The 12,008-nt window shown below is 44.7% G+C and carries 11 protein-coding genes; 4 read left to right on the top strand and 7 right to left on the bottom strand.

What is annotated here, in order from left to right; genetic code table 11:
* Positions 1-116: 116 nt before the first annotated feature.
* From ACTIE0_RS20135 to ACTIE0_RS20125, 3 genes are all read right to left on the bottom strand, one after another.
* Positions 117-290 (bottom strand): hypothetical protein, encoded by a 174-nt coding sequence (locus ACTIE0_RS20135; RefSeq protein WP_006670474.1) that lies wholly within the window; start codon positions 288-290, stop codon positions 117-119.
* A 273-nt stretch (positions 291-563) separates the two neighbouring features.
* Positions 564-1,601: a hypothetical protein gene (locus ACTIE0_RS20130; protein ID WP_006670475.1), complete on the bottom strand. Its 1,038-nt coding sequence runs from the start codon at positions 1,599-1,601 to the stop codon at positions 564-566.
* A gap of 13 nt (positions 1,602-1,614) precedes the next feature.
* Positions 1,615-1,950 (bottom strand): DUF565 domain-containing protein, encoded by a 336-nt coding sequence (locus tag ACTIE0_RS20125; RefSeq protein ID WP_006625300.1) that lies wholly within the window; start codon positions 1,948-1,950, stop codon positions 1,615-1,617.
* Between the two features lie 193 nt (positions 1,951-2,143).
* On the opposite strand from ACTIE0_RS20125, the gene menD reads away from it, so the two are divergent.
* A complete protein-coding gene (gene menD, locus ACTIE0_RS20120) occupies positions 2,144-3,886 on the top strand; it encodes a 2-succinyl-5-enolpyruvyl-6-hydroxy-3-cyclohexene-1-carboxylic-acid synthase (RefSeq protein ID WP_006670476.1) in 1,743 nt (580 codons plus the stop codon).
* On the opposite strand, the gene ACTIE0_RS20115 is transcribed toward menD, so the two are convergent.
* Positions 3,883-4,071: a CPXCG motif-containing cysteine-rich protein gene (locus tag ACTIE0_RS20115; RefSeq protein WP_035759523.1), complete on the bottom strand. Its 189-nt coding sequence runs from the start codon at positions 4,069-4,071 to the stop codon at positions 3,883-3,885. The two genes, menD and ACTIE0_RS20115, sit on opposite strands and share 4 nt — an antisense overlap.
* On the bottom strand, positions 4,055-4,516 hold the full coding sequence (locus ACTIE0_RS20110) for an SRPBCC family protein (RefSeq protein WP_006670478.1): 462 nt from the start codon (positions 4,514-4,516) through the stop codon (positions 4,055-4,057). The genes ACTIE0_RS20115 and ACTIE0_RS20110 overlap by 17 nt, the downstream gene beginning before the upstream one ends.
* 109 nt (positions 4,517-4,625) lie before the next feature.
* On the opposite strand from ACTIE0_RS20110, the gene ACTIE0_RS20105 reads away from it, so the two are divergent.
* On the top strand, positions 4,626-5,621 hold the full coding sequence (locus ACTIE0_RS20105; protein WP_006625304.1) for a LysR family transcriptional regulator: 996 nt from the start codon (positions 4,626-4,628) through the stop codon (positions 5,619-5,621).
* 85 nt (positions 5,622-5,706) lie between these two features.
* Positions 5,707-6,756 carry an anthranilate phosphoribosyltransferase family protein gene (locus ACTIE0_RS20100; protein ID WP_006625305.1) on the top strand — a complete coding sequence of 350 codons (1,050 nt, stop codon included), beginning with the start codon at positions 5,707-5,709 and terminating at the stop codon, positions 6,754-6,756.
* A gap of 54 nt (positions 6,757-6,810) precedes the next feature.
* Here the strand turns inward: ACTIE0_RS20100 and pruA are convergent, their stop codons facing one another.
* Complete coding sequence (gene pruA, locus ACTIE0_RS20095; protein ID WP_006670479.1) at positions 6,811-9,789, bottom strand: L-glutamate gamma-semialdehyde dehydrogenase; 2,979 nt, start codon at positions 9,787-9,789, stop codon at positions 6,811-6,813.
* Positions 9,790-10,612: 823 nt separating this feature from the next.
* Here pruA and ACTIE0_RS20090 point away from each other — a divergent pair.
* Positions 10,613-11,107, top strand: a complete 495-nt coding sequence (locus ACTIE0_RS20090; RefSeq protein ID WP_006625308.1) for an SgcJ/EcaC family oxidoreductase — start codon at positions 10,613-10,615, stop codon at positions 11,105-11,107.
* Positions 11,108-11,305: 198 nt separating this feature from the next.
* On the opposite strand, the gene ACTIE0_RS20085 is transcribed toward ACTIE0_RS20090, so the two are convergent.
* On the bottom strand, positions 11,306-12,008 hold a 703-nt coding region (locus ACTIE0_RS20085), incomplete at its 5' end, for a HEAT repeat domain-containing protein (protein WP_439516960.1).

Here is a 12,008-nt window from a genome sequence, read left to right as displayed (position 1 = left end):
AGGTCTCGCACCATACTTGGTATTATACCGTATTGCCGTAAAATGTTAACCTAATTTGAGATTAAATCATGCTCCCGAAATTGCCGGGTTTTTGGCTGTCACTAAAAAAAGCTCTCCTAGTTGGCTTCCTGAGACAATAGTTCTTTCAGGTTGATTGTGGCGGCGACATCATCTGGGGTGGCTTGGGAATGGCTTTTCCGCTTGGTGTAAGATATCAACGCTGGGATGGAGATGCAGATAGCGCCGTTTACCAAAGCTAACAAAAGTCCGTAAGCCATATAATGATCCATTAATACACGCTCCTAACACATCTGGTTGATATATTTTCAATCATTATCACATTATGGATAGTGAAAAAGCAATGGTTTGAGGTAAGAATTACTTGTCACTCTCATAAGTTATCTCAATCAATCAATCAATGGTTAGAGGGTGAGTATTTATACTTATTAATTGGGGTTGATTTCCGAGGATTTGAGTTAAATTAGCGACTACTAAGATGCACTGAGTTTAGCTCAGTTTAGCTAAATTTCACTATAGCACAGATGGCTGTAAAAATATCACCATTATCTGGGGACAGGTTTATAAACTCTCCCGACGGAATGATCTGGCTGAATATCGACTACTAAATGGACACGATCGCTATCTGTTAGTAGAGGATTAATAAACAATTCGGGATGTAAGGACTTCCAAAAGTATTCGACAAATTGATTGATTTCTGTGTCGGTCATTCCCGACTTACCCGATGCTTTCATCTCCTGTTCAGCTTGTGCGCGCCACTGTTTGGATAAGCGATAATCAACGGGGTTGAGAACTATTAATCTATCCAAACGTTCCCAGAGGGGTAAATACTCTTTTAATTGGTGGTTAATTTCTCGCGCAAATTGGCGATCGCTATCAGTACTAATAGGGGGTGGTGGATGATTAAACGCCTGGTCTTCTACGGGTTTACATCCCACAAACCAGCCCTCAAATAAGATGATATCAGGTGCTTCTATCTGTTGGGGTTCTATGCGATCGCCTTCTCCATTCCAGAGAGACTTATCAAACCGGGGAATAGTTATTTTTTGTCCGGGTGTAGGGTTTCGGAGTTGGTCAAGAAGTTGTATTCCGATGTCAATATCATGAGTGCCGGGGGGACCTCGCCAGATTAAACGGGGATCTTGTTCTCGCAGCCTTTGACGATCGGCGTAAGTCTTATATAAATCATCAATAGAAATACTAATGGCTTGATAGTTAAGTAGATTTAGAATCCGAGAAATGACAGTTGTAGTGGTAGTTTTTCCGGTTCCCTGTCCGCCTAAGATTCCCTGTACTAAAGGACGATTAAGAATTTGTCTTAACTGAGATAATTGCATGGCTAATGGTAGCCAAAATTCCCACAATGTGGGTAGCTGTTCCCAGAGAATCGGTAAATCTGGATTATGTTTAAGGAGCGATCGCCCTAATTTATAACGTTGTCTAATTGTAGTTTCTAGCTGTTCGTGAGTGATACCAAAAGCCGCCATGTGTGCGGGATTATTTAATTCGTGTCTCAGCAGTTGTTGCCAATGTTCGGGGGGCGGTTCGCTACCAGTTGCCAAAGATTGTAAAATTTCTATCATGATTGAATAATCTCTAAGAACCCAGTAAAAATGCCAGCAAAAATAAACTATAAGTCATGCCAATTTTCAGACTATTAAGGAGGTCTAGCCATAAAGAATTGATTTCACTGCGAGGGACTTTGCGGTAAGATAACCAACTAATCCATTCGGTGACTAGGAGGGTGATAAATGCGACGGTGACATCCCAACTTCCGGCTTGTCCAACTATTGTGGCGATCGCCACTCCCAGGAAGAAGCCAAAAAGTAGGCTAATCAATAATACGGATATCCGCCGCCAGGGGTTACGAAACCATTGCAAGGTTTGCTGGGCGATCGCATCAGTAAATCTGTTTAAACGAGTGTTTTGCATAGAAGATTATAGGCAGCGATATGTAAAATATACTGTAGGATGAAAGTATTATAACGGCGGTTGTGGCATCAACTCCCGGCATCAGCTATATTTGTTAGTCTACAGGTGTCCCAACTTGCTACCAGTCGGCTATAACACTTGTCCCAGATAACGGATTTTATGATCACTTTGACAATTTACTGAGGTTTGACCATTGAATTTGTTTGACGCACCCAATATTAATATACTTTGGGGAAACCTAATTGTCGAGGAGTTAATTCGCAATGGGGCGAGTTATTTTATTGTATCTCCTGGTTCCAGATCCACTCCTTTAACTGTGGCGATCGCTCGTTATTCCCAAGCGCAACGGCGAGTTTTTTTAGACGAAAGGGGTGCGGCGTTTCATGCGATCGGCTACGCGAGGGCGACAGGAAAGCCAGCGGTTTTGGTATCTACTTCTGGGTCGGCTGCTGCTAACTATTTCCCGGCTGTGATTGAGGCGGCTACGGATAATTTGCCGATGATTATTATCTCGGCTGACCGCCCCCCAGAATTGCGAAAAACGGGGGCTAATCAAACTATTGATCAGGTCAATCTTTATGGTGATTATGTACGTTGGAAATTTGATATACCCTGTCCTGATGAAAAGATTTCGCCGACGTTTGTTTTAACGACTATTGATCAAGCTGTTTATCGTGCCAAGCGATCGCACGGACCTGTTCACCTTAATTGTATGTTCCGCGAACCCCTCGCCCCGACTAATTCAGCGATTACATTGGGTTATACTCTCCCCCTAAAACCTTGGTTAAATAGTGGTAGGGCTTGGACAGATTACCCGATACCTATGGTCATGCAAACTGACGACAATATTCATGAAATATCGGCAATTTTAAACAACACAAAAAGAGGAATTTTAGCCCTGGGAAGATTAAACACCATGGCACAAATTCGCGGAGTTGAAAAATTTGCCCACAAGCTACAATTCCCGATTTTTGCTGATATTCGTTCAGGTTTAAGGCTGGGAAATACCATTGATAATCAGTTATTTGTAACGGATATAAGACTGAGTGACGATCGCCTAGAGACGGTGATACAAATAGGCGATCGCATTTTATCAAAACGGTTTTTAGAGTATTTAGAAACCCACCCACCCCGTTACTATATTATGATAACGGACTCACCCAGCCGCCACGACCCCGCCCATATTGTTTCCCATCGCATTGAAAGTAATATAGAAAAATTATGTGAGTCATTATTACCTCTTTTAGCGCCGAATCTTTCGGAAGATTGGCAGGATAAATTATGGCTTAAATCCCTCAAAATTCGCGAAACTATTGACAGCTATTTAACTAAAGATTCCACCTTAAATGAAATGGCGATCGCCCATTTAGTCTCCCAGCATATCCCCGCCGACAGTGGCTTATTTTTAGCCAATAGTATGCCGATTAGAGATATGGATGAATATGGAATTTATGGGGGAAATTCAGTCAGAATAGCAGCCAACCGAGGGACTAGCGGCATTGATGGAATTATCGCCTCTGCTGCTGGGTTTTGTCAGGGTTTAAATACTCCCACAACTCTGCTAATTGGCGATTTGGCATTCCTCCATGACCTCAACTCTTTATCTATGGTTAATTCCCTGAATCATCCCCTGTGGATTATAGTGATTAATAATAATGGGGGCGGGATATTTTCATTTTTACCCATTGCTAAATTTAATGATGTATTTGAAAACTACTTCGCCACTCCCCACAATCTCCAATTTGACCAGGCTGCCAAATTATTTAATCTCAACTATTTCTCACCCCCAACACCAGAGGAATTTGTGAAAGATTATCAACAGGCGATCGCCTCCCAAACTTCGGCGATTATTGAAGTGCAGACTAACCGCAAACAAAATCAAGAATTGCACCAAGAATTGGCGGACAAAATCCGCGAAATATCATGGAGGTTTTAGCCGTCGTATTCGGTGAAAATTTCTATCTCTAATGTATCTTCGTCTATGCTGATATAAAGAAGATTCGGGCGACAACAAACCTGGCAATCTTCAATATAAGACTGTTGACCTCCCGCACTAAAATCGATAAATGTGACATTACTTTCGCCACAATAGGCGCAGGTAAATTCAGCGGTATTTTGCATAATTTTCACACTCAAGTTTAGTAACATCGTGGCGATAGCGGAACATATCTTGAAGACGGGAATAAACCCACCAACTCAAGGTATTGTCAAACACGGAGCCACCTGGTAAACTAAAAGCGATCGCATCAGTTAACCGAGTGCGATTATTCACCTCCGAAAATTGGTGTCGGTGTACCCAAATAGCCATGGGACCCTGTTGCTGTTCATCAGTAAACAGTTGGTAAGGAATGCACTCAGTATGCACCGCCACCCATGGCACCGAAACTGGACCAAGAGATAGCAGAAATTCCGATCTAGCCCCCACCTGTAAACCCCCTTCCCGGCGGATAATTTCCACAGGTTGCCAAGGTGGGGTCAGCAACTCCAGGATATCAGATCGGCCGTGAAAATTCCAAACCACATCAACGGGGGCGTTAATTAGGGACGAGTATTGAAAGTGCAGCATAAAAACACCATACCAAATCAAAAGTTGTAGCAATTTTTACCAAATTATATCGAGAAATTGGTTAAGATGAAACCCATGCTATCGTTGCCATATTAAAACCCCAATTTCTATGCGTTTAGAGCAACTTCAAGCCTTTTTATCTGTTGCCGAAACCGGAAGTTTTCAAAAAGCAGCAGTCCAGTGCAACGTGACGCAATCAACGATTAGTCGCCAGGTACAGGGACTAGAAACGGAACTGGGTTTACCCCTATTTCACCGTAGCAACCAAGCTAAATTGACGGTAGGAGGTGAAAGGTTTTGGCCCTATGCGCGGAAAATTTGTCAGGCTTGGGAAAATGCCCAACAGGAATTAGCGTCATTATTAGCGGGACAGCAGGCGGAATTATGCGTGGCGGCTATTCACTCCCTTTGTGCGTCTTATCTCCCCCCAGTTTTGCAAAAGTTTTGCTATGCTTATCCTGATGTACAATTGCGGGTAACATCATTAGGAAGCGATCGCGCTTTAAAAGTGCTAAAAGATGGATTGGTTGATGTGGCACTTGTCATGAATAATCGGGCTTTTACGGCTAGTTCCGATTTATTGGTGGATATTCTCTATAAAGAACCGATACAAGTATTAATGGCAAAAAATCACCCCCTGGCGCGATATAATCATGTTCCTTGGAAGGAGTTAATTATCTATCCTCAAGTGGTATTTAAAGATGGCTATGGAATGCAGCGTTTAGTACAGGAAAGATTTGCTCAAGCTGGCGCTACTCTCAAGGCGGTTTTAGAGTTAAATACACTGGATGCTTTTCGGGGTGTAGTCCGTCAGGGAGAAGTAATTGCACTGTTACCACGTTCAGCATTAGTAGAAGCGGCGACGGATAGCAGTTTAGCGATTAGAACGATCGCACCTTTTGAAGGGACTATAAATACTAAATCAGGTTCCTTTTATAGTGGTGGATCTGACTTGAGTTGGACTCGGGAGGTTGCCATTGTCACCAGTCGCGATCGCCTGCAAATTCCCCCCATACAATATTTCTGGAAATTGGTACACGAATTAATCCCCCCAGAGGTAGACTCAGAGTTGGAAGAATTGGGGATAAAATGCTTAATTGGTTAACATCAAATAGCTAACAATTCCTAAAGGTATCCGCTTTCGATTATACTGGTTTTCTCTTCTGTTCACTACCACAACAGCAACTTAAATGAGCGATCGCTTTAGAACATTACTGAAAAAAGTGGGAAGCGGAACCCACACCAGCGCAGCCCTAACTCGCGAAGAAGCCGCCGAAGCCTTACGCATGATGTTACAGCAAGAAGCAACACCCGTACAGGTAGGGGCTTTTTTAATCGCCCACCGCATTCGGCGACCCACGGGAGAAGAATTGGCGGGAATGCTAGATGTTTATGCAGAATTAGGGCCTCATTTAACTAATGCTGTGCGTCCTCCGATGATTTTAACTCATCCCTATGATGGGCGATCGCGTACTGTTCCCATGGCTATTCTCACCGGGTTAATTCTCAGCGCCGCCGGAGTCCCAACCATTTTACATGGAGGCGATCGAATGCCGACCAAAGAGGGTATTTGTTTACATGAAATTTGGCAACAATTAGGCATAAATTGGGAAGGAATTAGCCTAATTAGAATGCAGGAAATCTTCCAGACGACAGATTTAGGATTTATTCATCTTCCCACCCATTTTCCCCTAGCCATGAACCTAGTTGGACCCCGCCGAGAAATTGGGAAACGTCCGCCTATTGCTACATTAGAGTTAATGTGGTCTCCCTATTTAGGAGATGCAACTATCGCCTGTGGCTATGTTCACCCCCCCACGGAATCAATGTTCCGAACCGCCCTAGAATTGCGAAATCAGCGGCAATTTATCACGGTTAAGGGATTAGAAGGTAGTTGCGATTTACCCCGCGATCGCACCTGTATTATCGGCATCAACCGCCCCAGTATAGACAACCCGGAAACCTCGATTTTTGAACGTCTGTTATTGCATCCCCATGATTATGGTTATGGGGGGAAAGAAGTTGCTCTTAATTCCCTAGATGAACTGATTAATAATATCAAGGCTGTCTTGGAGGGGGAACCGGGAGAGTTAATGCAGGCTGCCATTTGGAATGGGGGTTTTTATCTGTGGTGTGCGGGAGTTTGTGCGGACATAGAAACAGGTCTGAAACACGCGCAGGAGTTACTAACTCAAGGGATGGTAGCCCAGAAATTAGAAGCGATCGCCAACAGTTTATAACCACCCATACCAATGGTTTAATTATGGGGCATAATGCCCCATTTGTCAAGGTAATTAATCCACCCCTTGAATAGGTGCAAAACCTTGTCGCTGGATGTTCTCGGTAATAGTGCGAGGTTCCAAGAATTGCAGGAGATAATCAGGTCCCCCCGCCTTGGAACCGACACCAGAGAGTTTAAAGCCACCGAAGGGTTGACGGGAAACGATCGCCCCGGTAATTCCCCGGTTAATATAGAGATTTCCCACTTCAAAATCAGCCTTAGCCTTCTGAATATGAGAAGGGGTGCGAGAATACAAACCCCCAGTCAAAGCATAATTAGTCCCGTTAGCAATATCGATCGCCTCATCAAAATTTGATGCTTTAATCACCGCCAAAACCGGACCAAAAATCTCCTCTTGGGCAATTTTCGCAGTAGGAGAAACATTAACAAACACGGTCGGACCGACAAAATACCCGGTAGATGGTGCATCTAATGCGATCGCCATTTCTGCTTCTTGTTTACCCATCTCAATGTATTCTTTAATCTTGGTTTGGGCGTTATGATCAATCACCGGACCCACAAAGGTACTAGGATCAGCCGGATCACCCACATTAAGCGATCGCACCGCTTCCACCAACCGCGACACAAACACATCATAAACAGGTTCTAAAACCACCACCCGCGAACAAGCAGAACATTTTTGACCCGTATAACCAAAAGCGGAATAAACAACTCCCCCGACCGCTTGATCAAGGTCTGCACTTTCATCAACAATAATGGCATTTTTGCCACCCATTTCCGCCACTACTCGTTTAAGGTGTTTTTGTCCGGGTCGCAAAATCGCCGCCTCTGCATATATCCAACAACCCACTTCCTGAGAACCTGTAAAGGTAATCATCTGAACATCAGGATGTTTAACTAAATGAGCCCCCACGGTTGAACCCTTACTAGGGATAAATTGAAACACGCCATCAGGAACCCCAGCTTCCACCAAAATCTGGGCAATTTTCGCACCAATAATAGCAGAAGTTTCCGCAGGTTTTAACAGGGTACAATTTCCCGTGACTAAGGAAGCGACAGTCATCCCCACCGGAATAGCTAGGGGGAAATTCCAGGGAGAAATGACTAACGAGATACCACGAGGTTGATAGGAATAGCGATCGCTTTCCCCGGCTGTATCATAAATATAACCCTGGTCTAGCCGTTCCATTTCCGCCGCATAAAAAAGGCAAAAATCAATAGCTTCCGACACTTCCGCATCACACTGAGATAGGGCTTTCCCCACCTCAAACACCATCCAGGCGCATAATTCATGGCGACGTTGTTCTAGCAATTCTGCCGCCTTCCGTAATACAGCCGCGCGTCGGCTAACGGGGGTCTTTTTCCAGCTAGGAAATGTAGCTTTAGCAGCAGCGATCGCTTTTTCCGCTTGTTCAATATTAGCCAAACCAATTTTGCCGACTATTTCCGTAGGTTGAGCCGGGTTAACGGAATCCACAAAATTCTCTGTATTTTCCCATTTACCATTAATCAGAGGTAAGTAGGTTTTACCCAACTGCGATCGCACATTTCCCAAGGCAGCCAAAGCGCGATCGCGAATAATTGCATCCGCATAATCACTATCCGCCGCATTAGGAAATACAGGTTTCCAAGTCTGGTGAATTGTGCTATCATTATCACCAACAGGAGGCGCTAATAGTTCTTCTAAAGGTCGCTGTTCTGAACTTTGGCGAATAAAAGAGGAATTAGCCGTATTTTCTAACAGTCGCCGAATTAGATAAGACATCCCTGGTAGTAGTTCACCATAGGGACAATACATCCGCACTCGATAACCTTTAGCCGCCAATTGTTTGGCGAGTTGGTCTCCCATACCATAGAGAACTTGCATCTCAAAGGCGCGTTGGGGTACTTTTAGGGTTTCGGCTATAGCGATCGCTTTCGCCTGGGAACGGACGTTATGGCTACCGATAGCAGAATAAATATAGGCGTGATTTTCCAACATTAATTGGGTCAGCCTTTCGTAATTAGCATCAGTCGCAGCCTTATCATTAAATACTGGTTGCGGCCAGTCATTTTGCATCGCCTTGATAGTTTCCTGGTCCCAATAAGCACCTTTTACCAGTCTAACCGTCACCGGATATCCCCGCAATTTTGCCCATTCAATAATGCCTTCTAGGTCTTTGGCGCTATCGCGTAGGTAGGCTTGAACCGTGACACCGATATCAGTGCGATCGCGGAATTCCTCTTCCATTAACAGATTTTTGAGGATGCTTAAAGTTAGGTCCTTATAGGCGTATTGTTCCATATCAAAATGCACCGCCGCCCCAACTTCTTTCGCCCGTCTTAATAAAGTGCGGATGCGATCGCTTACTTTCTCCTCACTTCCCTTAGCATCAAGCGGGTCAAACTGCGAATAAAAAGCCGTCAATTTCACCGAAACCTGTACTCTAGGAATAGGGTTTCCGTCCGCTTCATCAATTTGGGGAACTGTTGACCACCGCTGCGCCGCCGCCGACAGTTTTTCCATTAATTCCAAGTAACTATTCAGATACGATTCCGCTTCCGTTTCCGTAATCACCGCCTCTCCTAGCAGGTCTACAGTAAAGCCTAGTTTATCTTTACGCAACCTTTCCAGAGTTTTGATAATTTGCGGAATATCCGCCCCCGCGATATATTTCTGAGCCAGCGTTTCTACAGCCGGGGCTACTGTCGTAGCTGCCATTTTCCCAGCTACCGAGTCAGGGTTAGCAAAATTAAGCAGCTTTTTCAGCGAGTCCGGGAGTTCCACCTCTTCCGCCGTCAGGTATTCCTGAAGGTGAGCCGCAATTTCCGGTTTACTCCGCAGCGCCGGTAAACAGTCGATAAAATGAAACAATTGCACCCGCAAACCGGGGTTAGACATCGCCCAGTCCAGGATTTTGTCATCAATACGCATCTGGTCCTGGATTTTACCAAACAGAGATTGTTTTTTCTGTTGGGTCGCCGCTAGAAGTTCTCGGGCGATTTCTTGGGTTTTGGGTTCGTAGGTATTATTAGATAGTTGTGCAACCACAGGTTATTGAGTATCAGAAATGGTGAACATTGATATCAGACCCGCCCTCAAACGGACGGGGACTCCCAAACCTCACGATTTGGGTTACGGCGATCTACCCCCAAAGGGACAGATTTAATCTTCTGGGGTCTAGCCGAGCCTCAACTCCTAGGGCGAGAAGCGCCGCCAAAATCTTCATGATCTTCCCCCATTTTTCGTAAAATCCCCCCTCTGCCCACTAATTTTATCATGAATCAGGAGCCACCATTCACCCGCCTTTATCCCTGGTTTGGGGCGACTGAGAGATTCCCCAACCCCTCCCCCTCTTAACTCCATTTAAATCTGCCGTTTGACATCCGCCCCAAATCGCCCAACCCTGATTAAGCTAAGGTTTCTCACCAATTCAGCGCCTCTCTACCCACACCGCCATAGTCACCCTTACTCATGCGAATCATGCGAATCATGCGAATCATGCGATCGCCACTAAATCAGTCCCAAACCCCCGCCTTAGTCATCAAATTTTCCCCAATCTCCAAATCTATGATAAAATCAAAACCATTGATTTTTATCTGGATTCCATCCCTCCCAGAAGTTCCCACTATTGCATTAATGGGACTAACTTTTGGGATACGTCTGTTATAAAAATGCTCATGTACCCCCAAAATCACCCTTATTCTAAAATTAGGGTCGGGGGCACCTTACCCTATTTTGAGGAAAACCAGATGAAATTAGCCGTAAAATAGCTTGTCATAAAAAATTTGGTTTTTTATTCCAAATCAGTAATTTTGTGTTATCATCAATTAGTTTATTGTTATCTTTCTTTAAGATATCTGGTGATTAACCGATGATAAAAAAACTTTTTTGTTCCACCCTGTCTGCTAGTTTTTTAGCAGCTACCATGTCAGGTTGCGCTCCAGTGGCTGAAACCGGGGAAGTTGCCTGCGCTGAAGTCACCGAAGCCGACATTGCAGCATTGTTCGATCGCTGGAATAGTTCCCTAGCTACCCTAGATCCTGATCAAGTAGTAGCTAACTATACCCCCACAGCCGTATTACTGCCAACTGTTTCCAACACTCCCCGCACCGACCATGAAAGCATTAGAGAATATTTTGTGGACTTTCTGCCAAATAACCCCCAAGGAGTGATTAACAGCAGGACTATTGCCATTGGTTGTAACAAGGCTCATGACGTGGGAGTTTATACCTTTACATTTACAGATGACCAAGGACAAACCACCGAAGCAGTAGCCCGCTTTTCCTATGTTTATGTCTATAAGGATGGTGAATGGTTAATTGATCATCACCATTCATCCTTAATGCCAGAAACTGTAGCTAATTAGGCTTCCCATCAAATTGCCTTCTACATTCTGGTGTATCTAGCCATCCCTTGATAATCATCGATATCACACCCATAAAAGATGGCTAAATATGAGCTTTTGATAGCCGATGCTCCAGAAATTTAACCCTCTGAGAGTGTACAGGCAAGGCAGGCCTTGTCTGTACAGCCTTTGAGTCAACCTCCCATGTATCGGGAACTATCAACCTTTCGAGCCATCCTCCGGTTTCTGAAAAACAGACGCGATCGGTTTGGCTTGCTTATCCGTTTGGGGATAAAACTTAAATTTCTCCATAGCCATACTAGCCGCTTGCACTACAGACGGATCGGGGTCTCGCAAACCCTGTTTAAGTATGGGAATCACGCGATCGCTTTTAATCATACCCAGAGCATAAATTGCCTCTTGACGCACTTGAGCGCTACTATCTTGGCTGAGTTGAGTTAAAGTAGGAATCGCTTGTTGGATTTCTGGACGTAAGCCATGGGTGCTTGCTAGTCTACCCAGAGTCGCGGCCAATTGAGTGCGTATTTCTGTATCTGCGTGTCGAGTATAGCCAACCAGGTTAGCAATAGCTGACAGGTTTTGTGACTCTCCTACTTTAGCGATCGCTATCAGCAAGTCTTCCTTCTCATGGCTGCTATGTCCAGTAACTTTCAGATTGAGAGGAGGCTTAACCGAATCTACTGCCATTAAACCATCAGCCATCACTGATTCTTCTACCTCTTCAGAAACTTCCGACACTTCCGACACCTCTGCCGCCACTTCCGCCACTTCCGCCTCTTCTGGTGTCTTCTCTGGTGTAGCCGCTTCTGTAGGTGTCTCCGAGACCATTAAACCATCAGCCATCACTGATTCTTCTACCTCTTCAGAAACTTCCGACACTTCCGACACCTCTGCCGCCACT

It is taken from the genome of Limnospira sp. (assembly GCF_051859755.1).
Classification (GTDB): Bacteria; Cyanobacteriota; Cyanobacteriia; order Cyanobacteriales; family Microcoleaceae; genus Limnospira; species Limnospira fusiformis.
Note: the sequence above shows the minus strand (reverse complement) of the source record. Positions and strands in the feature narration are given on the sequence as shown.